The sequence below is a fragment of the Microbacterium songi genome (assembly GCF_042747925.1).
In the GTDB taxonomy this organism is placed as follows: Bacteria; Actinomycetota; Actinomycetes; order Actinomycetales; family Microbacteriaceae; genus Microbacterium.
The window spans coordinates 136,298-161,909 of sequence record NZ_JBHZIE010000006.1; the positions used below are offsets into that span (position 1 = coordinate 136,298).

At 70.1% G+C, this 25,612-nt stretch carries 20 protein-coding genes and 1 riboswitch; of the genes, 9 read left to right on the forward strand and 11 right to left on the reverse strand.

Annotation, left to right across the window (positions count from 1 at the left end; translation table 11 throughout):
• Positions 1–16: 16 nt before the first annotated feature.
• The gene (locus ACFM35_RS09205; RefSeq protein ID WP_378841239.1) at positions 17–898 is read right to left on the reverse strand and encodes a bifunctional methylenetetrahydrofolate dehydrogenase/methenyltetrahydrofolate cyclohydrolase; all 882 of its coding nucleotides are present in this window, start codon (positions 896–898) and stop codon (positions 17–19) included.
• 171 nt (positions 899–1,069) lie between these two features.
• Entirely contained in the window at positions 1,070–2,344 is a 1,275-nt protein-coding gene (glyA, locus tag ACFM35_RS09210) for a serine hydroxymethyltransferase (protein WP_378841241.1), read from the reverse strand.
• A 37-nt stretch (positions 2,345–2,381) separates the two neighbouring features.
• Positions 2,382–2,464, reverse strand: a riboswitch (ZMP/ZTP riboswitch).
• Between the two features lie 89 nt (positions 2,465–2,553).
• Here glyA and ACFM35_RS09215 point away from each other — a divergent pair.
• The 5 genes from ACFM35_RS09215 to ACFM35_RS09235 all read left to right on the forward strand — a co-directional run bounded on the left by ACFM35_RS09215 (position 2,554) and on the right by ACFM35_RS09235 (position 9,495).
• On the forward strand, positions 2,554–4,047 hold the full coding sequence (locus ACFM35_RS09215) for a beta-N-acetylhexosaminidase (protein WP_378841243.1): 1,494 nt from the start codon (positions 2,554–2,556) through the stop codon (positions 4,045–4,047).
• Positions 4,047–5,204 carry an N-acetylglucosamine-6-phosphate deacetylase gene (gene nagA / locus ACFM35_RS09220; RefSeq protein ID WP_378841245.1) on the forward strand — a complete coding sequence of 386 codons (1,158 nt, stop codon included), beginning with the start codon at positions 4,047–4,049 and terminating at the stop codon, positions 5,202–5,204. The genes ACFM35_RS09215 and nagA overlap by 1 nt, the downstream gene beginning before the upstream one ends.
• Positions 5,205–5,715: 511 nt before the next feature.
• Positions 5,716–7,671 carry a sigma-70 family RNA polymerase sigma factor gene (locus ACFM35_RS09225; RefSeq protein ID WP_378841247.1) on the forward strand — a complete coding sequence of 652 codons (1,956 nt, stop codon included), beginning with the start codon at positions 5,716–5,718 and terminating at the stop codon, positions 7,669–7,671.
• 58 nt (positions 7,672–7,729) lie between these two features.
• Positions 7,730–8,125: a YrdB family protein gene (locus ACFM35_RS09230; protein WP_378841249.1), complete on the forward strand. Its 396-nt coding sequence runs from the start codon at positions 7,730–7,732 to the stop codon at positions 8,123–8,125.
• Positions 8,122–9,495 carry an FAD-binding oxidoreductase gene (locus tag ACFM35_RS09235; RefSeq protein WP_378841251.1) on the forward strand — a complete coding sequence of 458 codons (1,374 nt, stop codon included), beginning with the start codon at positions 8,122–8,124 and terminating at the stop codon, positions 9,493–9,495. Before ACFM35_RS09230 ends, ACFM35_RS09235 begins: the two co-directional genes overlap by 4 nt.
• 66 nt (positions 9,496–9,561) lie before the next feature.
• On the opposite strand, the gene ACFM35_RS09240 is transcribed toward ACFM35_RS09235, so the two are convergent.
• From ACFM35_RS09240 to ACFM35_RS09265, 6 genes are all read right to left on the reverse strand, one after another.
• A complete protein-coding gene (locus ACFM35_RS09240) occupies positions 9,562–10,341 on the reverse strand; it encodes a glucosamine-6-phosphate deaminase (protein WP_378841253.1) in 780 nt (259 codons plus the stop codon).
• On the reverse strand, positions 10,334–11,260 hold the full coding sequence (locus tag ACFM35_RS09245) for an ROK family protein (protein ID WP_378841254.1): 927 nt from the start codon (positions 11,258–11,260) through the stop codon (positions 10,334–10,336). Before ACFM35_RS09245 ends, ACFM35_RS09240 begins: the two co-directional genes overlap by 8 nt.
• A 40-nt stretch (positions 11,261–11,300) precedes the next feature.
• Complete coding sequence (locus tag ACFM35_RS09250; protein WP_378841256.1) at positions 11,301–12,266, reverse strand: carbohydrate ABC transporter permease; 966 nt, start codon at positions 12,264–12,266, stop codon at positions 11,301–11,303.
• The gene (locus ACFM35_RS09255) at positions 12,263–13,240 is read right to left on the reverse strand and encodes a carbohydrate ABC transporter permease (RefSeq protein ID WP_378841258.1); all 978 of its coding nucleotides are present in this window, start codon (positions 13,238–13,240) and stop codon (positions 12,263–12,265) included. Before ACFM35_RS09255 ends, ACFM35_RS09250 begins: the two co-directional genes overlap by 4 nt.
• Positions 13,241–13,343: 103 nt before the next feature.
• Entirely contained in the window at positions 13,344–14,609 is a 1,266-nt protein-coding gene (locus ACFM35_RS09260; protein WP_378841260.1) for an extracellular solute-binding protein, read from the reverse strand.
• 81 nt (positions 14,610–14,690) lie between these two features.
• The gene (locus tag ACFM35_RS09265) at positions 14,691–15,890 is read right to left on the reverse strand and encodes an ROK family transcriptional regulator (protein WP_378841262.1); all 1,200 of its coding nucleotides are present in this window, start codon (positions 15,888–15,890) and stop codon (positions 14,691–14,693) included.
• Between the two features lie 142 nt (positions 15,891–16,032).
• On the opposite strand from ACFM35_RS09265, the gene ACFM35_RS09270 reads away from it, so the two are divergent.
• The 3 genes from ACFM35_RS09270 (at position 16,033) to ACFM35_RS09280 (ending at position 19,188) form a co-directional block, all read left to right on the forward strand.
• Positions 16,033–16,494, forward strand: coding sequence for a hypothetical protein (locus tag ACFM35_RS09270; protein WP_378841263.1), 462 nt, complete (start codon positions 16,033–16,035; stop codon positions 16,492–16,494).
• A gap of 125 nt (positions 16,495–16,619) precedes the next feature.
• Positions 16,620–18,152, forward strand: a complete 1,533-nt coding sequence (locus tag ACFM35_RS09275) for a L,D-transpeptidase family protein (RefSeq protein ID WP_378841264.1) — start codon at positions 16,620–16,622, stop codon at positions 18,150–18,152.
• A 70-nt stretch (positions 18,153–18,222) separates the two neighbouring features.
• The gene (locus tag ACFM35_RS09280) at positions 18,223–19,188 is read left to right on the forward strand and encodes an acetylxylan esterase (RefSeq protein ID WP_378841265.1); all 966 of its coding nucleotides are present in this window, start codon (positions 18,223–18,225) and stop codon (positions 19,186–19,188) included.
• 56 nt (positions 19,189–19,244) lie between these two features.
• On the opposite strand, the gene ACFM35_RS09285 is transcribed toward ACFM35_RS09280, so the two are convergent.
• Positions 19,245–20,273 (reverse strand): LacI family DNA-binding transcriptional regulator, encoded by a 1,029-nt coding sequence (locus ACFM35_RS09285; RefSeq protein WP_378841266.1) that lies wholly within the window; start codon positions 20,271–20,273, stop codon positions 19,245–19,247.
• A gap of 128 nt (positions 20,274–20,401) precedes the next feature.
• Between ACFM35_RS09285 and ACFM35_RS09290 the strand changes: the two genes are divergently transcribed.
• The gene (locus ACFM35_RS09290; RefSeq protein ID WP_378841267.1) at positions 20,402–22,159 is read left to right on the forward strand and encodes an ABC transporter ATP-binding protein; all 1,758 of its coding nucleotides are present in this window, start codon (positions 20,402–20,404) and stop codon (positions 22,157–22,159) included.
• Between the two features lie 185 nt (positions 22,160–22,344).
• On the opposite strand, the gene ACFM35_RS09295 is transcribed toward ACFM35_RS09290, so the two are convergent.
• Both ACFM35_RS09295 and ACFM35_RS09300 read right to left on the reverse strand, forming a co-directional pair.
• Entirely contained in the window at positions 22,345–24,513 is a 2,169-nt protein-coding gene (locus ACFM35_RS09295) for an alpha-galactosidase (protein ID WP_378841269.1), read from the reverse strand.
• Positions 24,500–25,534: a LacI family DNA-binding transcriptional regulator gene (locus ACFM35_RS09300; RefSeq protein WP_378841271.1), complete on the reverse strand. Its 1,035-nt coding sequence runs from the start codon at positions 25,532–25,534 to the stop codon at positions 24,500–24,502. Before ACFM35_RS09300 ends, ACFM35_RS09295 begins: the two co-directional genes overlap by 14 nt.
• Positions 25,535–25,612 lie beyond the last annotated feature (78 nt).

A 25,612-nucleotide genomic window follows, 5' to 3' on the forward strand; every position in this document is an offset into this window, starting at 1 on the left:
CGCCACTCGGCCGACGTCAGGCGACCGAACGTTCGGCGGCCTCGACGACGTTGGTGAGCAGCAGCGCCACGGTCATGGGTCCGACGCCGCCCGGGTTCGGCGACAGGTAGCCCGCGACCTCCGCGACGTCGGGGGCCACGTCGCCGTAGACCTTCGATGAGCCCGACTCCGGGTCGCTCTCGCGGGTCACGCCGACGTCGAGAACCGCTGCGCCCGGCTTGACGTCGGCGGCGGTGACGAGGTGCTTCACACCGGCGGCGGCCACGATGACATCCGCCTGTCGGAGATACTGCGCGGCATCCACCGTCCCCGTGTGCGTGAGCGTCACCGTCGCATTGAACTCGCGACGCGTCAGCAGCAGTCCGATCGAACGGCCGATCGTCACGCCTCGTCCGACGACGACGACGTGCTTGCCGCGCAGGTCGTAGCCGTTGCGGGTGAGGAGCTCGATGACGCCTCGGGGGGTGCACGGCAGGGGCGACGTGATCGGCGAGTTGACGTTCAGGACCAGTCTGCCGAGGTTCGTCGGGTGCAGTCCGTCGGCGTCCTTGTCGGGGTCGATGCGCTCGAGGATCGCATCGGTGTCGATGTGCTTCGGCAGCGGCAGCTGCACGATGTAACCATGGCATGCGGGGTCGGCGTTCAACTCGTCGACCAGCGCCTCGACCTGCTCCTGTGTGGCATCGGCGGGCAGTTCGCGCTGGATGGAGTTCATCCCGATCGCCTCGGACTGCTTGTGCTTCATGCCCACGTAGAGCTGCGACGCGGGGTCGGCGCCGACGAGGACCGTGGCGATCCCGGGCACGACGCCCCGTGCGGCGAGGGCGGCCACGCGCCCACGCAACTCGTCCTTGATGGCGGCCGCCGTGGCCGTGCCGTCCAATCTCTGCGCTGTCATCCGTCTGTCCTCGCTTCATCGTGGGGCACGTGGGGCGGCGCCCCCGGCGGCGAACCGCTCCTGGGTCAAAGCGACGGCCGAAGTCTGCCGCTTCGCCCGCCGGATGTTGCTCGCGTGAGTCGGGGCGCTGGAATCACTATGCCCGTAGGTATAGGGGTCCGGCAAGCGGTGCTACTGCACCAGCCCGGGGTACAGCGGGAACGCGGCGGTCAGCGCCGCGACGCGGGCGCGCAACGACTCCACATCGGCGTCGGGCAGCAGTGCCAGGGCGATCACGTCGGCGACCTCGGCGAACTCGGCGTCGCCGAATCCGCGGGTGGCGAGCGCGGGGGTGCCGATCCGCAGCCCCGAGGTCACCATCGGCGGACGCGGGTCGTTGGGCACGGCGTTCCGGTTCACCGTGATGTGGATCTCGTGCAGCAGATCCTCTGCCTGCTTGCCGTCGATCTGAGCGTTCCGCAGGTCGACGAGCACCAGGTGCACGTCCGTGCCGCCCGAGCGCACCGAGATCCCGGCCTCCTGCACGTCCCGCTGCGACAGCCGTTCCGCCAGAATGCGGGCACCGCTCAGCACGCGCCCCTGGCGCTCCTTGAACTCCGGGGTCGCCGCAAGCTTGAAGGCGGTCGCCTTCGCGGCGATCACGTGCATGAGAGGGCCACCCTGCTGGCCGGGGAACACCGCGGTGTTGAGCTTCTTCGCGAGGTCGGCGTCGTTCGTGAGGATGAAACCCGACCGCGGTCCGCCGATCGTCTTGTGCACCGTCGAGGAGACGACGTGCGCGTGCGGCAGCGGCGACGGGTGCAGCCCTGCGGCCACGAGTCCCGCGAAATGCGCCATGTCGACCCACAGGTACGCGCCCACCTCGTCGGCGATGGCGCGGAACGCGGCGAAGTCGAGTTGACGCGGGTACGCCGACCAACCGGCGATGATCACCTTGGGCTTGTGTTCGAGGGCGAGACGCCGGACCTCATCCATGTCGATGACGGATGTCTCGGGGTCGACGCCGTACGCGACGATGTCGTAGAGCCTGCCCGAGAAGTTGATCTTCATGCCGTGCGTCAGATGACCGCCCTGATCCAGAGACAGACCGAGCAGCGTTTCGCCCGGGCGGGCGATGGCGTGCAGCACCGCCGCGTTCGCGGTGGCGCCCGAGTGCGGCTGCACGTTGGCGTACTCGGCACCGAACAGCGACTTCGCGCGCTCGATCGCCAGCTCTTCGGCGACGTCGACCTCTTCGCAGCCGCCGTAGTAGCGTCGGCCCGGGTAGCCCTCGGCGTACTTGTTCGTGAGCACCGACCCCTGCGACTGCAGGATCGAGACCGGGACGAAGTTCTCGGAGGCGATCATCTCGAGGTAGCCGCGCTGGCGTTCGAGTTCGCGCTCGAGCACCTGAGCGATTTCGGGATCGACCTCGGACAGCGGGGCATTGAAGTACTGATCGGTCATGGCGATCTCCTTGACGACGGCTCGGAAAAAGAAGGTCCGCATCGGCCCAGGCGTGCGGTCGAATGCCGTGTCGGTCGCTCCCCGGTGGTATCCACCTCAACGCCAGTCGCGACACAGCGAGCATACCGGATGCCGCGGCCCACGTGCTCTACAGCGAAGCCTTTCTCGGCCCCTGTCATGGGCCCTCCCGTTTTGTTAGGGTTCCTTACATGACGTTCGCGCTGGTCCCGTTCCCGCTCGCCCTCACCGCGACGGAAGGCCGTGGGCTGCGCCTCCGCGAGGGCGCGACGATCGCGGGCGAGTCCTCGATCGCGGCCGGCCTCGCGCAGCGGCTGAGCGAACGCACCGGCCTCGCCGTCGAGGCCTCTCCGGAGCAGTCCGAATGGGCCCGCATCGATCTGCGCCTCCGCGCGGGTGGCTCACCGGAGTCGTACGAGATCGTCGTCGATGAGGCATCCGCCGTCATCACCGCGTCCGACGCGGCGGGCCTCTTCTACGGAGCTCAGACCCTCGTGCAGCTCGTGCAGCAGGACGCCGGTGGCTGGTTCTTCCCGACGGTGGCGATCGAGGACCGACCGCGGTTCGCGTACCGGGGCGTCATGCTCGACGTCGCCCGGCACTTCTTCCCGGTCGAGACCGTCACGGCCTACATCGACCGGGCGGCGGCGCTCAAGTTCAACCATCTGCATCTGCACCTGAGCGACGACCAGGGGTGGCGGTTGCAGCTCGCTTCACGACCGAGACTGACCGAGGTGTCGTCCGGGAGTTCGGTCGGCGGCGATCCCGGGGGCTTCTTCACCCACGAGGACTATGCCGAGATCGTCCGGCACGCGGCATCCCGTCACATGACGGTCGTGCCCGAGTTCGACGTTCCGGGGCACACCCACGCCGTCGGCGTCGCTTACCCCGAGCTCGTGGAGAAGCCCGTGCTGAGCGCTCAGACCCTCGAGACCGTTCAGGAATCCGGCGGTTCGCTGCCCGAGGCGGGCGTGCCGTACGACGGGGTCGCGGTCGGGTTCTCTTCACTGAAGATCCATGACGAGGCGACCTACGCGTTCCTGGCCGACGTCTTCGGCGAGCTGGCCGAGCTCACCCCCGGCCCCTACGTGCACATCGGTGGCGACGAGGCCCTGGGCACCGACCCCGCGGACTTCGCCGAATTCATGACGCGAGCGTCGTCGATGGTGGTCTCGCTCGGCAAGACGCCGATCGCCTGGCACGAGGCCGGGGCGGCCGCGGGCCTGGATCGGGCCACGATCGGTCAGTACTGGGGCTTCACCACACCGATCGACGGCGCCGGCGAGAAGACCAGGACCTTCGTGCAGCGCGGCTCGCGGGTCATCCTCTCCCCCGCCGACGCGATCTACCTCGACATGAAACCCCACGCCGACAGCGCGCTCGGCCTCACCTGGGCGAACGGTCCGACGAGCCTCGAGCGGGCGTACTCCTGGGATCCCGGCACCACCATCGAGGGGGTCGACGAGAGCGACATCCTCGGCGTCGAGGCGCCCCTGTGGAGCGAGACACCCCGCACCCTCGCCGATCTCGACGCGCTCGCCTTCCCGCGGATCGCCGCGGCCGCCGAGATCTCCTGGTCGCCCGCGCGCGGCGTCGAGCGCACGTGGGACTCGTTCCGCACCCGAGTGGACGGCCTCGGACCGCTCTGGACGTCCCAGGGCATCACCCTTCCTCGGGCGCCCTGATGGCGGGCCTCATCATCCATTCGGCACGGCTCGTCACCGACGGCGCCGTGCGCGAGGACGCGTGGATGCACGTCGTCGATGACCGCGTCGCAGCGGTCGGGGACGGCGACGGATGGCGAGGCCTGATCGCGGCCACCGTGGTCGACGCCGTAGCGACCGCCGGTGCCGGTGCGATCCTCACTCCCGGCTTCATCGACATCCACGGGCACGGCGGCGGCGGCGCCTCGTACGACGCCGGCCCGGAGGCCGTCCGTCGAGCCCGCGATCTGCACCGCGCGCACGGCACGACGAGAGCGGTCATCTCGCTGGTGACCGCGCCGCTGGGCGAACTGACGCGGAGCACGGCGATGATCGCCGACCTCGTGGACAGCGACGCCGACATCCTCGGCTCCCATCTCGAAGGGCCCTTCCTCGCCGCCGAGCGCAAGGGCGCCCACGACGAGGATCTGCTGCGCGCGCCTGAAGAGGGCGTGCTCGACACGCTGCTGCGGGCGGGCCGCGGCACGATCCGCCAGGTGACGCTCGCGCCCGAGCTCCCGAACGGGCTGCACGCCGTCCGCCGCGTGGTCGAGGCAGGTGCGGCGGCCGCCGTCGGGCATACGACGGCGGATGCCGCGATCACCGCCGCCGCCTTCACCGCCGGTGCCACCATCCTGACGCACGCCTTCAACGCGATGCCTGGACTCGGCCATCGCGATCCTGGCCCCGTCGGAGCCGCGGCATCCGATCCCCGGGTCACCCTCGAACTCATCGCCGACGGGGTGCACGTGCACCCGGACATCCTGCGCATCGCGTTCGCGGCGGCGCCCGACCGGATCGCCCTCGTGACCGACGCGATGGCCGCCGCCGGATCCGTCGACGGCCGGTACGAGCTCGGTGGACGCCCGGTCGACGTGCGAGACGGCGTGGCGCGGCTTGTGGACGGAGGGTCGATCGCCGGGTCGACGCTGACGCAGGATGCTGCGCTCCGCGTCTGTGTCGACGCCGGTGTCGCCCTCCCGGCCGTCGTCCACGCGCTGACCGGCGCCCCGGCCGCCGCGATCGGGCGCGGCCACGACCTCGGCCGACTCGCCCCCGGGTACCTCGCGGACGCGGCCCTCCTCGGCGCCGATCTGCGGGTCGCGCAGGTCTGGACGGCCGGGCGGCCCGTCGCCTAGAGCAGGCCGCTCACCGGCGGGGTGCGGGGTCGCTGCGCCCCCGCGCAGCGACCCTCGTCCCCGGGTCGAGAGGGCGGGTTTCAGATGCCATCCCCCCAGACGCATCCGAAACCCGCTCCCAGCGGTTCGATCTCTCGACCCCCGCACCACTGGCCTCTGCACTCCAACCCCAGGGAGCTCAGACGGTGTCTCTCACCCATGAGATGCGATGCCCTTCGATCCATGACGCGAAACGCAGAACTTTCTTTTGAGCCGTCTTCCGGGCGAGGCCGGAAGACGAACGCCGGCCGTCCCGTCGCCGGGCGCGCGCAGCGGGACGAACGCCGGCCACCCCTCCTCATGCACCGTCGTGAACCGGCTGGAGGGCGACGACGGAACAGGTTCGCGGCCGCGACGTCGCCTATCGGGGCCAGAATGGTGGGAGCGCGTAATAAACGGCCCCCGGACCCGTCTCATAGGTGAGGCCGTCATCACACCCGACACTGCGGCCCGAACCGCGTCAGGATCACCCATGCATGAGCACCCGCACGCCGACGACGTCGGCGATTCCGATGCCTCGGATGCCCCCGCCGACGCCGATCTGGTGTTGCGCGCGCGCTCGGGCGACAGCGACGCGTTCGGCGAGCTGTGGCGACGCCACTACCGGTCGGGTATCGTCGTCGCCCGCTCCGTGACGTCGAGCCTCGACGCCGACGATCTGGTGCAGGAGGCGTACGCCCGCATCTACCAGTCCATCCTCAAGGGCGGCGGCCCCACGGGGTCGTTCCGTGCCTACCTGTTCACCAGCATCCGCAACACCGCCGCCGGGTGGGGGCGCGCGCGTCGCGAGACGACCATCGACGAACTCGCCGCCGTCGAAGACCCGGCGACGACCGAGCAGGCGACCTCGGACGCACTGGACCGCAGTATCACGCACCGCGCCTTCCGCAGCCTCCCCACGCGGTGGCAGGAGGTGCTCTGGTACTCCGAGATCGAGCAGATGAAGCCCGCGGAGATCGCGCCGCTGCTCGGACTGAAGGCGACCGCGGTCGCGCAGCTGGCCTTCCGCGCCCGCGAAGGACTGCGCGAGGCGTGGATCCAGGCGCACCTGGTCAGCGTGGCCGACGGGTCCGATTGCCAGTGGACGATCGAACGCCTCGGCGCCTACGCGCGCGGCAACGTCAGCAAGCGCGACGGCCGGAAGATCGACGACCATCTCGCCGGGTGCACGCGCTGCACGATCGTGGCCGCCGAAGCCCGTCACGTCTCGGACCACCTCGCGCTCGTCCTTCTCCCGCTCGTGCTGGGTGTCACCGGAGCAGGCGCTTACCTGGCGTCGCTGCAGAGCGGCGGCACCGCCGTGGTCGCGCTCGCCGCGATGCCCTCGAGCGTCGTGCACGGCGCGGTGTCCATGGGCACGGCGTCTATGGGCACGGCGGGGGCTGCGCCCGGTGCGTCGACCCTGGGCACGGCATCGTCCGTGGGCGCGTCCTCTGCGGTCGGTTCATCATCCGGTGCCACCATCGGCGCTGCGGCGACCGCCGGTGCGGCAGGCACCACCGCCGCGGCGGCAGGCGGCGTCTTCTCCGGAATGAGCGCCATCGTCGGCCTGGCGGCTGCCGCCGTCGTGGTCGCCGGCGCCGTCGTCACCGCGGCCGTGGTCGTCCCCGCCCTCGACACCTCCGACACCGCCGCCGGCATCGCTCGCGAATCGTCATCCATCGAAGGCCCCGACGACGGGCAGCTCGATGGCCCGGCCCCCGAGGTTCCGCAGACGCCGGTGGACGAGGGGACGACTCCGGATGCCGAGACCCCGGTCGCACCGTCCGAAGCGGAGGCCGCGACACCGGGCACTCCCCCGGCGCCCGCCGGCGGCGGTGCAGGGAACACTCCCACGCCTGCCACGGCCGATCCCGCACCAGTGGTTCCGGTCGCTCCCTCCGATCCGGCGACGCCGGTAGATCCCACCGCTCCGGTCACGCCCACGGAGCCGACCGGACCCACCGACCCGACCGGACCTACGGAGCCGACCGACCCGACCGGTCCCACGGACCCGACCGACCCCACCGACCCGACCGGTCCCACGGACCCGACCGACCCCACCGACCCGACCGGTCCCACGGACCCGACCGACCCGACCGGACCCACGGGGCCGACCGGACCCACCGACCCGACCGAGCCGACCGAGCCCACCGCCCCACCCTTGCCCGAGGGCTCGCCGGCGATCGTCGGCGCGGGCATCGGGTTCGAGGGCACGCGTCTCACCCTGACGCTCACCGTGAGCGCATCGCCCGGCAGCACCGTCGAGCTGCTCGTCGGCGACGAGCCACGCCAGACCGTCGTCGCGGACGATGCGGGCAACGCCACGCTGTCACTCCGGCCGACGGCCGCCGAACTCCTGCGCAACCCGCTGCTCGGCCTGAGATACCTCTCCGGCGATGAGACCGGCCCGACCCGCAGCATCCGCCTGCTCAGCCTGCTCGACTGAGAGCGCGGAGGCCCACGGCCCCGGGCACCGAGCACGCGTGCCCCGGTAGAATGAGGACATGTCCGACAGCGCGCGCGTGCACCCGACGCCCCCGGCCGAGCCGCTAGCCGCCGGTACACGGCGCCCGCTCTCGGCCCTCGACCTCCTCGCTTTCGCCTGCGAGATGTTCGCTTTCGCGGCCCTCGCATTCTGGGGTTTCGCGGCGTGGCCCTTCCCGTGGAACATCGTCGTCGGAATCGGCGCACCCGCGCTGGCGATCCTCGTGTGGGCGTTCTTCGTCTCGCCGCGCGCCGTGTTCGCGGTGCACCCGTTCGTACGTGCCGTCGTCGAGCTGCTCGTCTACGCGTCGACGACGATCGTGCTGTGGAGCATGGGCGCGACGTGGCTCGGCATCGGCTTCGCCGTCGTCGCGGTCACCGTCGGGGTGCTCGCCGGTCGCCGACGCTTCGCATGACGCCGCCGGCGGCAGACGTCCTCGACCTGTTGCGCGCAGCGCTGGGCGATCGTGTGGACACCACCACGAGCGCGAAAGAGGCCGCGCGCGCCGACAAGTCGGGGCACGCGGCATCCGGGGCACCCCTCGCCGTCGTCCGCGCCTCGTGCGTCGACGATGTGCGGCAGACGATGCGCATCGCGTCCGCGACCGGCACCCCCGTCGTCACCCGCGGAGCCGGGACGGGGCTCGCGGGCGGCGCGAACGCCGGCGCAGGAGAGATCGCGCTCTCATTGCGAGAGATGGACCGCATCCTCGAGGTGCGTCCGGACGACCTGCTCGCCGTCGTCGAGCCGGGCATCATCAACGCCGACCTCAATGCTGCGCTGGGCGCGCACGGCCTGTGGTGGGCCCCCGACCCCGCCAGCCGCGCCATCTCGACGGTCGGCGGCAACATCGCGACGGGGGCGGGGGGATTGCTCTGCGCTAAGTACGGCGTGGTGCGCGACGCGGTGCTCGGTGTCGATGTGGTCCTCGCCGACGGGCGGCTCATGCACTTCGGCCACCGGAGCGTCAAAGGCGTCACGGGCCTCGACCTGACGTCACTGATGATCGGCTCGGAGGGCACGCTCGGTGTGATCGTCGGCGCCACGCTGAAGCTCCGTCGGCTCGTCCCCGGCGACGTGTGCACGATCGCCGCCACCTTCCCCAGCGTGCGGACCGCCGCCGAGGCATCTGCCGCCGTGACGGCCTCGGGCGTGCAGCCGGCGATCATGGAGCTGATGGATGCCGCGTCCCTCGCGGCCGTCCACGCCCTCCTCCACCTGGCGGATCCGCTCCCGGGCGCGGCCCAGCTCACGATCCAGACCGACGGCCCGGCGGCGCTCGTCGAAGCCGAGGCGATCGCCGCGGTCCTGCGCGGCGCCGGCGGCAGCGTCGCGCTGTCGGCCGACCCCGAAGAAGGTGAGCGTCTGCTCGCGATCCGCCGGTCGATGCATCCGGCGATGGAGACGCTCGGCACCGCCCTCATCGAAGACATCTCGGTGCCGCGATCGGCGCTGCCGGCGATGTTCGACGAGATCGCCCGGGTCGAGCGCGAGTACGGCATCGTCATCCCCGCGGTCGCGCACGCCGGCGACGGCAACCTGCACCCCAACTTCATCTTCGACGGACCCGACGTGCCGCCCGAGATCTGGGATGCCGCCGACGACCTCTTCCGCGCGGCGCTCCGCCTCGGCGGCACCCTCACGGGCGAGCACGGCATCGGCGTGCTCAAGCGGCGATGGCTCGCCGACGAACTCGGCGACGATCAGTGGGCGCTGCAGCGCGACATCGCGGCGGTCTTCGACCCCGCCCGCATTCTGAACCCCGGCAAGGTCTTCGCGCCCTGAGGCCCGTCCCGGGGCCGCCGCGCGCAGGAAGAACTCGAGACCCTCACCTCCAGCGCCCAGCCGCCCCTACAGCCCCTGCCACTCCGGTTTGTTCGCGAAGGTGTAGCGGTAGTAGTCCGCGAAGCGCAGAGCAGTTGCGGCGGCTTCGTCGACGACCACCGTGGCGTGCGGGTGCAGCTGGATCGCAGACCCCGGCAGCGATGCGCTGAGCGGCCCCTCCAGCGCTCCCGCGACCGCGTCGGCCTTTCCGGCGCCGAAGGCGAGGAGCACGAGATGGCGCGCGCGGAGGATCGTGCCGAGGCCCTGGGTGATGCAGTGCATCGGGACCTGATCGATGCTGTCGAAGAACCGGGCATTGTCCTCGCGTGTCTGCGCGGTGAGTGTTTTGACGCGGGTGAGGGAGGCGAACGAAGAGCCGGGCTCGTTGAAGCCGATGTGCCCGTCCGTGCCGATCCCGAGGATCTGCAGGTCGACGCCCCCCGCTGTCCGGAGGGCCGCTTCGTAATCGCTCCCCGCGTGCTCGATTCCGTCCAGTGATCCGTCCGGCACCTGCACGCGGTCGGGGTCGAGCCCGAGCGGCTCGACGACCTCGCGCGTGATGACCGCGCGGTAGGACTCAGGATGCCGCGGCTCGATGCCGACGTATTCGTCGAGGGCGAATCCCCGCACCTGCGAGACATCGACCCCCGCGAGGCGCGGCCGGAGCGCCTCATAGACGGGCAGAGGTGTCGACCCCGTCGCCAATCCGAGCACCGCGGTGGGCGTGGAGCGGACGAGGCGGACGATCTCGTCGGCGACGATCTCGCCGCCCGCGGCGGGCGTGGGGACGATGACGACCTCAGCCATGAGCCATGACCTCCTCTGTGTCGCGCGCGGCGCCGATGAGGGCCGCGCCGAGAGCGGCGGCCGGCGAGCCCGCGGGAAGCAGTGTGACACGCTCGCGGAGCCGGAGCGAACGCATGAACGGGGATGCTTGGGCGCTTGCATCGAGCGCAGCCGCGACATCCGCCATCAATCGGTCGCCGAGCGCCGTCACGCCCCCGCCGAGGACGACGGTGTCGACGTCTGCCGTCAGCACGAGCACGCGGATCGCGGCGGAGACGCCCGTCGCGAGACCCCCGCGGAGCGCGAGCGCCGCGGGATCCCCGGACTCGGCGGCGTCGAACACGTCGCGGACGGGGTAGGCGCCGGCCCGGCCCCACCGCGCGGCGATCGCACCGCCGCCGGCGAAGGCCTCGATGCAGCCGTGCTGGCCGCAGCGGCAGAGCGGTCCTCGGGGATCGACGGAGATGTGACCGACTTCGCCCGCTGTGCCGTGCGCCCCCCGCCACAGTTCGCCGGCGCGGACGATGCCGGCGGCGATGCCGGTGCCGAGATTGAGGTAGCCGATCGCGCCCGTCGCGCCGTGCAGGGCATAGGCGCCGAGGGCGGCGGCTTTCACGTCGTTCTCGATGCGCACGGCGATGCCGAGGGCGGGCAGCACCGCTGCCGCCACGTCGAGCTGATCGACTCCGAGGTTCACGGCATGCGCGATGCGGGTGCTCCCCGGCTCGACCTGCCCCGGCATACCGACGCCGACCGATTCGATCTCGTCGAGGCCCATACCGGCCTCGGCGGCGAGCTCGCCGACCGCAGCGACGATGGTCGAGGTGACCGCGTCCGGTCCCCATCCGGTCGGGCGGCGCCGGCGGGCGATGATCGTTCCCCCGGCGTCCACCAGGACGGCGTCGGTCTTCGTTCCGCCGACGTCGAGACCGACCCTCATGAGCGGTCACCGCGGGCGGACGGACGTGAGCGTGCACCCATCAGCCCTTGACCGCCCCGGACACCAGTCCTCCGGTCATGCGTCCCTGCACGATGAGGAAGAAGATCACGACGGGGATCGAGATGAGCGTCGACCCCGCCATCACCGCACCCCAGTTCGTGGCCTCGGTCGCCGACTGGAACGAGTTGAGCCAGGTCGGCAGTGTGAGGTTGTACCCCTTCATGAGGAGCAGAGCCATCGTGAATTCGTTCCAGGACTGGATGAACGCGAAGATCCCTGTCGAGACCAGGCCCGGAGCCAGAAGTGGAAAGGTGACCTTCCAGAAGGCCTGCGTCTTGGTGCACCCGTCGATCATGGCGGCTTCTTCGAGGTCGGCGGGCACGCCCGCCACGAAACCGCGGAGCGTCCAGATGGTGAAGGGGATCACGGAGGCCAGGTAGACGATGCCGAGACCCAGCAGCGTGTTCATGAGACGCCAGTCGTCGATCATGCCGTAGATCGTGAACATCATCGCCTCGCCGGGGATCATCTGGATGATCAGCACCGAGACGATGAACCCCCGGCGCCCCCGGAAGTGGAAACGGGCCACAGCGATGGATGCGAGGAAGGCGAACAGCAGCGTCAGGATCAGCACGCCGACGGTCACGATCGACGAGGTCATCAGCGCGTGCGGGAAGTCGGTCTGGCCGGGGGCGGCCTCTCTCGTCCACGCGGTGATGAAGTTCTGGAAGGTGAACTTGATCGGGAGCAGATCGGGGGTGCGGCTGATGATCTGCTGCCCCTGCGTGAACGCCATGTTCAGCATCCAGTAGACGGGGAAGACCGAGCACACGAAGACGATCAGCGCGGCGATGTTCAGCAGTGTGCGCGTCGCGACCTTGCGGGAAGAGGGTCGTCGCGCCTCGATCGAGCGCCGGCGCGGCGTCCGGGGGACGCCGCCGTCCTCGAGGACCTCTTCGACGCCCACGGTGCCGAGCTGGGTGGCGGCATTGACCTGAGTGCTCACAGCTCCTCCTCCTTCAGGGTGGTGCGGACGTAGCCCCAGGACATGGCCAGCAGGAGGATCACCATGAAGACACCGATCACACTCGTGACGGCGAACTCTCCGACTCCCTGGCGGAACAGATACGTGCCGAGCACGTTGGTCTCGGAGATCAGCCCGCCCCTGCTCTGCAGCGCATACACCTGCGTGAAGATGCGGAGGTTCCAGATGACCTGGAGCACGATGATCACCGTGATCACGCTGCGGATGTAGGGGAACACGATGAGCCGGAACCTGCTGAGGCCGGTGGCGCCGTCGAGCGAGGATGCCTCGAGCACCTCGGCGGGCACCTGCCCCAGTGCCGCGTAAGTCGTGAACGCGACGAACGGCACGCCCTGCCACACCACGATGATGATGAGCACCATGAAGAACGACCACGGATTGAGCAGCCAGGAATGGTTGGTCCAGTCCGACGTTCCGGTGAGGGTGTTCAGCGCCCAGTTGACGACGCCGTACTGCGTGTCGAAGATCCAGCCCCAGACGACGGTCGCCGCGAGCGGGGGCATGGCCCATGCCAGGAGCAGACCGACCGACACGGTGATGCGCCACCCCTTGCCGAGTCGCGTCATGAGCACGGCGATGAGCATGCCGAGCAGCACGATCAGGATGGTCATCGCCACCATCAGGCCGAGGCTGCGCACCAGCACGATCGGGAAGTCCGACTCTGTGAACACCGTGACGTAGTTCTCGAACCACACGAAGTTCGGCAGAGTGCCCTGCACCTTGTTCTTGATGGAGTAATCCGTGAAGGACTGGATGACCATCAGCACCGCGGGGTAGCCCACCATGACGGCGAGGATGACGGCTGACGGGGCGAGCAGGGTCCACGCGCCGCGGGTCTCCCTGCGCCGTCGGGATGCCTCGCGGGCGGTCAATCGGGGACGCGGGCTCCTGCCGGAAGCCGGTCGCGAGGCCGCCGTGACGATCGCTTCCGTCATGACGCCTCCTTTCAGGGAAATGGGGGGTGCAGCACGTTCGGGGGGCACACCAGCGGGCAAGGGGGTCCGGCGAGGCCGGAACCCCTTGCCCGGTGCGTGGGGGCTACTTGTTGAGGATGGCTTCGATCTGAGAGTCCAGACCCTCGGCGACCGTCTTGACGTCGTCGCCCTGGGCGATCTTGACGAGCGCGTCCTTGATGACCCCGGCGGACTCGACCTCGGCCCAGTTCGGGCTCGCGGGAACGGCCTTGGAACCGGCGGCAGCTTTGGCGGCCTCCGCGGTGATGGCGTCCTGCGGCAAGTACTGCGCAAAGGTGGTGAGAGCGGGGATCAGCCCGTTCTCGGCCAGGATCTTCTGGTAGCCCTCGGACAGGAGGATCTCCAGGGCGGCCTTGGCCTTGTCCTTCGCATCGCTCTTGGCGGCGACGGCGACGTTCGAGCCGCCGGCGAACACCGGAGCGACCGAACCGGCCTCGACACCCGGGAGCGCGAATGCCGCGAGGCCGGTGCCGAAGGTGTCGGGGCAGCCGGGCGCCTTGGCGTCGGCGGCCGCGAGGATCGACCACTTCACCCACGCCGGAGCCGAGAGGAATCCGACCTCCCCGGCGCAGAACGGCACCTGCGGGTCGGCTTCATCGCCGTCGGCGGGAGCGACGTTCGCGTTGAGGTAGACGTCTTGCAGCTGGGTCAGGCCCTTGATGCTGTCGTCGCTGGAGAACTCCGCGTCCCACGTGTCGCCGTCCTTCACGGCGATCTCGCCGCCGTGGGCCCAGACGTAGGGCAGGGCGTTGTACCAGTCCTTGCCGGGCGCATAGATGCCCGACTTCGTGTCGGTCTTGGCGGCGATTCCGTCGGCGACGTACTCGTCGAGCGTGGTGGGGACGGTTCCGGCGAACGTCGTGGGCGAGTAGAACACGACGCGCGACCCCGCGTAGTAAGGCGCCGCGTAGAGGCTGTCGCCGTCCGAACCGAGCTCGACGAAGCTCTTCAGCATGTCGTCGCCCCCGAGGGCGTCCTTGATGTCGCTGATGTCCTCGAACAGACCTTGGGAGATGAAGCCCTGCGCCTGCGTGTTGCCGACTTCCACCACGTCCGGGGCATCACTGGAGGACAGCGCGGCGACATAGTTGTCGCTCGTGTCGGCCCAGGTCTTCTCCTCGATGTCGAGCGTCCAGCCCTTGTTCTCCTCCTCGAAGGTGGTCTTCAAGTAGTCGCGGGCGTCCTGCGGAGTATCCGTGCCGACCAGCCACACGGTGAGCGTTCCCGACTCCGCGGAGTCCGACGAGCCGCCGGCGGCGCTGCCGGAGCAGCCGGCGAGGGCGATGGCCGACGCACCCAGAAGGGCGAGGGCTCCGAGCTTCTTCTTCATGGTGCCTTCCTTGTTTCTCTTGGTTGGGGGTGGGCCGGGCGGCCCATCCGGGGGATCTCGGGCGAACCCGGAGGGTGGGCGCTACGACACGCCCAGCTGGCCGGAGAGCACCATGACGGCCGCGCCGCGAAGCACGATGTCCTGGCCCTGCTCGGTCATCCGCACGCGGACGCCGTCGTGGAATCGGGCGAGCGTGCGTGTGCGCAGCGTTTCGACCGTCGCCGCGGCCAGCGAGCCGTCCAGCAGCTCGGCAGGCCCCGAGAGCACGATCTCCGACAGGTCGAGGGCGCCGACCACGGGGGCGAGCGCGATGCCCAGTCGCTCCCCGGCGTCGCGCAGGATTCCCTCCCGATCGGAGGGATCGGATGCCGCGGCCAGCCGGGCTGACAGCGAGGGCACCGACAGCCAGGCCTCGAGGCATCCGACTTTTCCGCACACGCAGACGGGCCCGCCATCCGTGCCGACGGTGACGTGGCCGATCTCGCCTGCGGCGAAGTGGCTGCCGCGCATGGGCTGCCCTCCGGAGAGCAAACCGGACCCGACGCCTCGGCCCACCTTGACCAGCAGCACATCGTCGCCCGCGCCGCCGAAGGTGTATTCCGCCAGCACCGCCGCATTGGCGTCGTTCGCGACCAGGACCGGAAGTCCGAGCGCCTCGCGCAGGGCGCCCTCGAGATCGAAACCCGCCCACCCGAAGTTGGGCGCGGCCAGGATCACGCCTCGGTCATCGACCACCCCGGGTGCGCCGACGCCGATACCGAGCACGGGAGCGTGCGACTCGCTGACGAGTTCGCGGGCAAGCGCGATCACGGTCTCGACCAGCTGCCCCGAGTCTGCCGGCAGCGGCTCCTCCCTGCGGACGACGATGTCGCCGTCCAGGGTGAGCACGGCGCCGATGAGCGCGTCGGTCTGCGAGAGGTCGATGCCGACGATGCGGTGTCCGTCGCGGTCGAGGTCGACGAGCATCGCCGGCTTGCCGGGACCGGACGCCTCACGGGTGCCCTTCTCGGCGACGAACCCATCGGCGATCAGCTCGGCCACGAGGTCGGACATCGTGACCCGGGTCAGGCCTGTCTCGCGGGCGAGGTCGGCGCGACTCATGGCGCCCTGGTGAAAGAGCGTCTGCAGCACCAGCGAGCGGTTGTGCCCCCGCGCATGCTCGGGCAGGACCTTGCCGCCTTGGCGCAGCGCACGCCCGGGGCCGAACGAACGAGGGTTCGTTCCTGAGGTGTGCGAGGGTTCCAAAGTGGAAGAGCCTCGCTGCGCTTCCGGTGCAGACATGTTTGTTAGTAGAGCTTACGAATGCCGCTGGCGCAAGCGCCCGACCCTATTTGCGCGGCAGGTTTACAAACTTGTTACATTGACCGCCTCAGCTGCCCAGCCGGACACGGGCCGTAGGCTGAAGGTCGACGAGAGGACACTCATGCGACGCACCATCGCCGGTCTGACCATCGCCCTGTGCGCGGTGCTGGGCCTCACCGCCTGCACCGGATCGACGTCGGACGCCTCCCCGACGTCGTCGGGCGCGCCCGCAGCCGTCGATCAGACCGGAGACGAGGGCCAGTCCGTCACGGATGCGTGCGCTCTCATCCAGGACACGATCGCCGACGCCTCCGCGGAGTTCGAATCCGTGGCCGCCCAGGATCCGGCCGCGGTGGTCGAGAGCATGAACGCGGCCGCGTCGAAGCTGGCCGACGCGGCCCCGAGCATCACGAACGACGAGGTCGCAGGCGTCGTCGCCCCTCTGCAGGAGATGTTCGCGAAAACGGCCGAGGTGATGGCCGCCGTCGCAAAGGGCGACGTCACCAAGCTCGGCGACTTGAGCGACCTGGGCACGCAGTTCCAGGAGACCGGCGAGAAGTTCCAGGCCCTCTGCGCGCCCTGAGCACCCCGATGCGGGGCGGGGCGAACAATACCCGGTCGTGATACGAACGTTGTCGGCCGCGCCGGTTCGAGCGAATTCGTCCCGTACCATGAGATGAGTGCTTTCTCACAGTCGGGGGTGATGGCGTGACTGATCTGGTTGCCAGGCAGAACGCAGGTGACGTGTCGAACGATCCATCCGGATCCGACACCGCCGTCGTGGATTCTGCCGCCGCCGACACCGAGTCCTACGAGTGGGCGCCCGCTGAGCCGTCGAAGAAGAAGCGTCATCTCGGGCTGTGGATCGGCATCCCGGCAGCCGCGGCTGTCGTGTCGCTCGTCGTCGCATCGCTCGTGCTGATCGCGCCCGGAACGACCGTGGCAGGCGTCGGCATCGGCGGAATGACCGTCGGGTCGGCCGCCGAGACCATCAGCAAGAAGCTCGCCGACACGACGGTCGTCATCACCGGCGTCGACGGCTCGGCCGAGGTCACGGCCGGCCAGCTGGGCGCCAGCGTCTCGGCGGCGGCCACGGACGCGCAGGTGACGGGCGACGAGCTCGGCGCCTCCGTCGACGCGCAGGCGCTCGCCGAAAAGGCGTTCTCCGACAGTCCCATGTGGAAGGTGTCCTCCTGGAACGCGGAGCCGGCGGCCGCGCCGGCCGTCACGTTGGACGAGACGAAAGCGGCCGACGCCCTCCGCGCCGTCGCACCGGCTCTCTTCGTCGAACCCGTCAACGCGACCATCGCCTTCGACGCAGCGACGGCGTCGTACGCAGTCACCCCCGCCGTCGACGGCGCGGGGGTCGACATCGAGTCGATCCGCGCCGCGCTGGAGAAGGGCTTCGCCGCCGGCGAGTCACGCGTCGAGATCGCCGCGACCCCGACGGTGGTGCCCGCCTCCGCATCCACGGACGCCGTCACGGCCACGGCCACCCAGCTCAACACGATCCTCGACACCGCCGGCTTCTACGTCGGAGAAGAGCGCACCGTACCGATCGATCGCGCGGTCGCCGCATCCTGGATCACGCTCTCGACGGGCGACGACGGCACGTACAGCTACGACGTGGACGAAGCCGCCATCCAACCCTCGGTCGACGCTCTGGCGGCAGCGATCAACCGCGACCCGGTGAACGGCACCGAGATCACCGACACCCAGGGCAAGGTGCTGCGCACGATCACGGCGGGTGCCGACGGCCGCACGGTGGGCGACACCAGCGGCGTGGCCGCCGCTTACGCCGCGCAGCTCGCGGACGGCAACGGCGTCTTCGCCACTCCGGTCACGGTGGTGCCGGCCCAGGTCACGAAGACCTCGCGCAACATCGTGGTCAACCTGAGCGAACAGCGCACCTACCTGTACGAGAACGGTCAGGTCATCGACAGCTTCCTGATCTCGTCGGGCAAGGCCGGATTCTCCTCTCACACGGGCAACTTCCGCATCACCGCGAAGCTGACATCGCAGAACATGGGCAACCAGGATCTGACCAAGGCGCCGAACTACTACACGCCGAACGTGCCGGACGTCATGTATTACAACGGCGACGAGGCCCTGCACGGCGCCTACTGGCACAACAATTTCGGCAACGTCATGAGTCACGGCTGCATCAACATGCCGCTCGACAAGGCCGCCAACGTGTTCGACTGGGCACCCATGGGCACCGAGGTCACCGTCACCTACTGACGCCGTCGTCCGGCACGGCTGCATGGCACGACGGACGTGCTCGCGTCGCACCAGTGGGTATGGTGTCACGATGCCCCGGTTCGATCTCTCGCTGCCTGAACTGCAGGATTACCGCCCCGACGTCCGCGAGCCTCGCGACTTCGACGCGTTCTGGACGCGCACGCTGGCGGAGTCGCGCGCCCTCGGCGGGGACCTCGTCGTCCGTCCCCACCCCACCCCGTTCACGGCGCTGGACGTGTTCGACGTCACCTTCCCCGGTTTCGGGGGCGACCCGGTCAAGGCGTGGCTCACGCTCCCCCGGGCCGCTGAAGGCCCGTTGCCCGCCGTCGTCGAGTTCAACGGCTACGGCGGCGGCCGCGGGCTCCCGGTCGAGCGGCTGGGGTGGGCGGCGAGCGGCTACGCGCACCTCTTCATGGACACCCGCGGACAGGGGTCGATGTGGGGCAGCGGCGGGGAGACAGCCGACCCGCACGGGACGGGTCCGTCATCGAGCGGCTTCATGACGAGAGGGATCGAGAGCCCCGAGGACTACTACTACCGGAGGGTCTTCACCGACGCCGTGCGCGCCGTGGATGCCGTCCGCTCCCTCGACGTGGTCGCCGCAGACCGCGTCGCGGTCTGCGGCGGGAGCCAGGGCGGCGGCATCGCCCTGGCAGCCGCCGGGCTCAGCGAGGGCCTCGTCGCCGTGATGCCGGACGTGCCGTTCCTCTGCCACTTCGAGCGGGCGGTGGGCATGACCGGCGCAGACCCGTACCAGGAGGTCGTCCGCTACCTCTCGGTGCACCGCGGTACCGAGGATCGCGTCTTCGACACCCTCTCGTATTTCGACGGGGCGAACATGGCCACCCGCGCCACGGCCCCGGCGCTGTTCTCCGTCGGCCTGCTCGACCCGGTGTGCCCTCCGTCGACGGTCTACGCCGCCTACAACCGCTATGCCGGCGAGAAGCACATCGAGGTGTACGCGCACAACGAGCATGAGGGCGGACAGTCTTTCCAGTGGCTGGCGCAGACCGCCTTCCTCGCCGCGCGCGTCTGAGTCCGCTCCTGGCCGCCCGTCGCGCGACGGCTGAGGGCCCGGCGGCCGCCGAGGTCTCAGCCGAGCGATGGGCCGGTGGACGCCCGCGGGACGAGTACCGCCGGAGCCACGGCCCGATCCTCGCCCCGACCGGTCGCGATCACCTCGAGGAGGGTGTGAGCGGCGGCCGCGCCGAAGCCCGCGACATCCCGGCGCAGCGCCGACAGCGGGGGGTGCGTGATCTCGCAGAGCGCGGAGTCGTCCCACGCGAGGATCGACAGTTCTCGGGGAACATCGACCCCCAGTTCGCGGGCGACTCCGAGGCCCGCCACCGCGAGAACGTCGCTGTCGAAGATGATCGCGGTCGGCGGCTGCGCGCGCGTGAGCAGGTCGCGCGTCGCGCGCGCGCCCGCCTCGCCGGAGTAGTCGGTGGCGAGGACCGGAACGGCGGATGCTCCGACCGCCGCGACCTCGTCGAGGAAGGCCGCGTCTCGGATCGCGGTGTAGCTGCGCAGCGACCGACCTCCCACGCGCGCGAACCGACGGTGCCCGAGTCTGGCCAGGTAGCGGACGGCGTCGCGCATCGCGGCGTCGTCGTCGGTCCAGACGTGGGGAAGATGCTGCGCGGGGGCTTGCCCGCGGTCGGAACTGCCGACGGCGACGGCGGGGAGCCCGAGCGTCTGCACGACGGGTCCACGGGGGTCGTCGATGTCGAGGTCAACGATCAGCACTCCGTCGACGCGTCCCTCCCGCCACCACTTCTCATACGTCGACAGTTCGTCCTCGCGCGTGGCCACCACGTGAAGCATGAGTGCCACCCCACGCTGCGCGATCACCTGCTCCGTGCCGGCGATGAACTCCAGGTAGAACGAGTTGAGTCCGCGCGCCGTTCCCGGGCGCGTCAGCACGAGACCGATCGCATCGGCCGTCGACGTCGAGAGCGATCGCGCCGCCAGGTTCGGCGACCATCCCAGATCCGCCGCGATCCGCTGCACGCGCGTCCTCGTCCGCTCGGAGACGCCCGGACGGCCGTTCAAGGCGTATGACACCGCGCCCTTCGACAGACCCGCGGCCTCGGCGATGTCGCTGATCGTGACGCGGGTCATGAGCCGATCCTCTCACTTCGCGTGCGGACGGCGAGATTAACCGGTTCAGTACTACAATCGTGAGTCGCAGCGCTGACGTTCTGAACGTTCAGCGCGTTCTCCCCGTCAGCCATCGAAGAGACGCACTCATGCCCGCTCCCCGCACCGGACGCATCCCCCTCGTCGACTCCGAGGCGCTGCTGACCCGCAGCGTCCGACGGGCCGAGCCGCTGCGCTCCCTGTTCCGCCTCCTGCGTCCTCACCGCCGCGGCATGATCTTCGCGGTCTTCGCGTTCGTCATCAAGGACAGCCCCGCGTGGGTGCTCCCCCCGGTGACGGCGGCCATCATCGACATCGTGGTCGCCGGCGGACCGCTGTGGCACGTGGGGGTGTGGGCCGGCCTGGCGCTGGCGCTGCTGCTGCTGAACTACCCGTTCAGCATGATCGTGGTGCGCCTGACCAGTGACGCGACGCGCTCGGTCGCCTACGCGGTCCGTACGGGTCTGGCGGCGCGCCTGCAGCGGCTGTCGTTCGGCTACCACAACCGGCAGAGCGCCTCCGTGGTGCAGACCAAGATCGTCCGAGACGTCGAGAACCTCGAGTTGATGCTCGCGCAGCTGTTCCCGACCGTCGTGTCCGCGGCATCCACCCTCGTCGGCGCCATCGTGGTCACTGCGCTCAGCGTGCCGCAGTTCGTCGTCGTGTTCGCGCTGGCGATCCCCGTCGCCGCCCTGCTGATCACGTACATCCGACGGCGCGCCGCCGAGCGCAACGAGGCCTTCCGCCGCGAGGTCGAGCAGCTGTCGGCCCAGGTGACCGAGATGGCCGCCCTCATGCCGATCACGCGTGGGCACGGCCTGGAGGATGTCGCGACCGCCCGGGTGGCGGAGCGCGCCGACTCGGTGCGACGCGCCGGCCGCGACCTCGACCTGGTCAACGGGCGTTTCGGCGCGATCTCGTGGATCTCCTACCAGGTGCTCGGGCTGCTGTGCCTCGTCGGGGCGGCATCGGTCGCGATCACCGGTGTCATCTCGATCACGCCGGGCCAGGTGGTGCTGCTGAGCACGTACTTCGGATTGCTGACCAACGCGATCGTCATGCTCATGAACGTCGCGCCGATCCTGACGCGCGGGCTCGATGCGATCCGGTCGATCGCCGACGTCGCGGAGGAGCTCGACGTGGAACAGAACCAGGGCAAAGCCGACCCCGGGCGGGTGCGCGGCGAGATCGCGCTGCGCGACGTGGTGGTGCGGTACCCCGACGACGAAGACCGCCCGGCTCTCGACGGCGTCGACCTCGAGATCCGACCGGGCCAGACCGTCGCGTTCGTGGGCCCGTCCGGCTCGGGCAAGTCAACGATCCTGAACGTCGTCCTCGGCTTCGTCCGCCCCACCTCCGGCGCGGTGCTCGTGGACGGCGCAGACCTCGCCGGACTCGACCTCCGGGCTCTCCGTCGCAGCATCTCGATCGTCCCGCAGGAGACGGTGCTCCTGGCCGGCACCATCCGCGAGAACGTCGCGTACGGCACGACCGACGTGAGCGACGACGACATCCTGGGGGCGCTCCGAGACGCGAACGCGCTCGACATCATCGACGGCGCACCGGATGGGCTCGACACCCTCGTCGGCGAGCGCGGCTCGCGACTTTCCGGCGGACAGCGCCAGCGGCTCGCGATCGCTCGTGCACTCATCCGCGACCCGCGCATCCTGGTGCTCGACGAGGCCACCAGCGCACTCGATCCCGCTTCCGAGGCGAAGGTGACCGAGGCCCTCGATCGAGCCCGGCACGGACGGACCACGCTCGTGGTCGCCCATCGGCTCTCCACCGTGCGCGGCGCCGACCTGATCGTGGTCGTCCGGGGCGGGCATATCGTCGAGACGGGCACCCACGAACAGCTCGTCGAATAGGGCGGGCTCTACTCCCAGCTGGCGCTCCTCCAGCAGGGCTGATCCGGCGGCGCGGCGACCGGTTCACCGGCTCCACGGTCCCGAACTTCTGCGCACCCGCCCTGAACGCCGTGCCTGGGACGACGACAGCGTCCTCCTGCCCCGCGAAGCAGAAGGTGGGGACGGCGTCACACGGCAACCCGGCGTCAGACGGCCGTCACGTGCAGCACGAACGCCTGTACGGGCCAGAGCGTCGGCAGCTGCAGGCCGACCTGGGCGAGCACGGCACCCGAGAGCTCGATCTCGCCGGCCGTGAACCACTCCGGTGCGATCCACCCGTACGCGGCGTCCCCGATCTCACGCCGCACCCGCACACGGTACGTCCGCGACTCGTCGAGCCCGGGCATGCGCAGCCTCTCGGCCCGCGCGTCTTCGAGGCTGGCGACCGTCGCCACGATCACCACGGCCTCCTCTTCGGCGACGAACCCGGTCACACGCCATGCCGGATCCCGCAGGTCGGGGTGCACGACGCTCCCGGCGTGGATCACCGGGCGCAGCTCGCGGTACAGGTCGCCGAACCGGCGGATGGCTGCGGTCTCCTCGTCGTCGCACGACAGGATGTCCCATTCGAAGCCTGCCGAACCCATCAGGCTGGTCGCCATCCGGTACGACAGCGCGGTCGTACGGCCGGAGCTGTGCGACGTCGTCGGCCCGACGTGGGCGCCCACGAGCTCCGGCGGCAGCAGCAGCCCGGTCCACCGCTGGATGTCCTGACGCTCGACGGGATCGTTCGAGTCGCTCGCCCACACGCGGTCGCAGACGTCCAGGATGCCGAGGTCGGTGCGCGCGCCACCGCTCGAGCACGATTCGATCTCGAGACCGGGATGCCGCTCCTTGAGCTCGGCGATGAGTCGGTAGACCGCGAGCATCTGTGCGTGCCCGCCCGGTCGGCCCTCGTGCACGCTCTCGACGAGGTCCCGGTTGTGGTCCCATTTGATGAAGTCGATCCCCAACGATGACACCAGCGTCGAGATCTGCCCGCACACGTGGTCGTACGCACCCGGTACAGCGAGGTCGAGGACGTACTGCGACCGCCAGGACACCCGCTCGTCATGTCGGAGATGACCCGGGTCGTGGAGCAGCCACTCCGGGTGCGCCCGCGCGACGTCGGAGTCGAGGCTGACCATCTCGGGCTCGAACCACAGCCCGAACTGCATTCCGAGCGCGTGAACCCTGTCTGCGAGCGGTGTCAGACCGTCGGGCCAGACGGAGCGATCGACGACCCAGTCGCCGAGGCTGGTCGTGTCGTCGCGCCGGCCGAGGAACCAGCCGTCGTCGAGCACGAACCGCTCGATCCCGACGTCGGCAGCGCGCTCCGCGAGCGCATCGAGCCGCGCGGGGTCGTGGTCGAAGTACACCGCCTCCCACGTGTTCAGCACGAGGGGCCGGGGGGTACGCGGATGCTGCGGCCGCGCCCTCATCCACGAGTGCACACGCTCGGCCAGGCCGTCGAGACCCGACGAGGAGTGAACGAAGGCTGCGCGCGGGGCGGCGTACTCGTCGCCGGGACCGAGGACGATCTCCCCGGGACGCAGCAGCTCCCCCGCGCCGATCAACGTGACGGCGTCGGTGACACGGTCCACCCGGTAGGAGGAATCCGACGACCACGCCAGATGCGTCGACCAGCTGCGCCCCGCCCCCCACAGGGGCCGGCTCTCCGAGGCGATCAGCATCGTCGGCGAGTCGTGACCCGGACGCCCCCGGCGGGACTGCCGCACGGTCGAGCCGGCCGGCAGGGGTGTCGTGACGGGCCGCTTCTCGCGGGTCCAGCGGCCGTCGAAAGTGGTGAGGGTATCGGCCGTCGTGGGGACGGGCATGGTGGCTTCGAGCCATTCGACCTCGACGGCGACGGCGTCCGCACCGGTGTGGCGCAGCGTGTGCGCGACCCACACGACTCCCCCGCGCTCGACCGTGAGACGGGCTTCGAATCGGAGTCCGGATGCCTCGTCGTCGGCGATGATCGCGCAGGTCGACGTATCCGCGGCGATCGACCGCACGTGCCAGCGCGGATGGTGCTGGACGCCGTGACGGCGCAGCTGCATCCCTGGTCGGCCCGTCCAACCGTCGCCCTCCTGCGGCGACAGCGAGAGCTGCCAGGCGGCGTCGAGCGTCCCCGGCGACGATTGCCTGCTCACCGCCGCGGCGAGCCCGGTCAGACGGGCTCCTCCGAGCGGCGCGCCCCAGTGCAGCACCGACGGGAGTCCGCCGGGTCCGGCATCCAGCACCACCGCGACGCCATTCGCCTCCAGGTGGATGAGACCGCCCATGTCTCGTTCCTCCGTCGGCTCGACATCCGTCGTGTCAACGTTCTGCACGAGGTCGTCCTTCCTGGGGTGGGCGCTCGCCCGTTCCCCGCTCCACGATCCACGTGGGCAATTCGATCTGTCGGGTGAACGCCGCGGGATCGCCGATCCGCTCCAGGGCGAGCATCGCGGCGCGCCGCCCGAGCTCCTGCGGGTCGTAGCTGACCACCGTCACGCCGATGACATCGGCGGTGTCGAAGTCGTCGAAGCCCACCAGCGCGGTCTGGCGCTCGTGGTCATCGTCACGCATGATGCGGAGGGCCCCGATCGTCATGCGGTTGTTGCCTGCGATCAGCGCCGTGGGCGGGTCCTCTCCGCGGAGGAGGCCGCCGACCACCCGGTCCGGCGGCACGCTCAGATCGTCGACGAGGCGCTCCCACCGCGCACTGTCGCGGATGCCGTAGACGGCGAGGGCATCGCGGTAGCCGCGCAACCGCTCCGATTGCGTGTACACCGAGGCGGGGTTGCAGACGTAGCCGATGCGCCGGTGGCCGCGTTGCAGCAGCCGCGTCGTCGCGTCGAAGACGCCCCGATGGTTCGCGAGTACGACCGAGTCGGCGACGAGGTTGCGTGCGGGGCGGTCGATCGTGATCACCGGCGTGCCGAGTTGACGCTCGCCCTCGAGATAGGACTGGTCGTCGGCGACCGGGATCAGCAGCAGCGCCCCGATCCGCTGAGCGATCAGCGCGTCGGCCACGCGCTCTTCGCCCTCGGGGGTGTCGTCGGTCGTGGCGACCACGAGGGCGTAGCCGTGAGCCGCCAGCTCCCTCTCGATGCCCGCTGCGACCTTGTAGTAGAACGGGTTGCCGAGCTCGCCCATGATGAACCCGATGGTGTTGGTCGCACCTCCGCGCCGCAGACTCCGGGCGAGCGTGTTCGGCCGGAAACGCAGGCGCTTGGCCGCCGCCAGGACGCGTTCCACCGTGTCGGGGGCGACGAGCTCGCGACTGGCGAAGACGCGGGAGACCGTCTTGGAACTCACTCCTGCGAGCCGGGCGACGTCTTCGAGCGTCGCTCGCTGCTGCGCCACCATGGTCTGCCTTTCGTCGTCGAATGCGGTCAGCCTAACAGGCGCGGGGCGAAATGACGACGATGGACATTTCTCAGACAT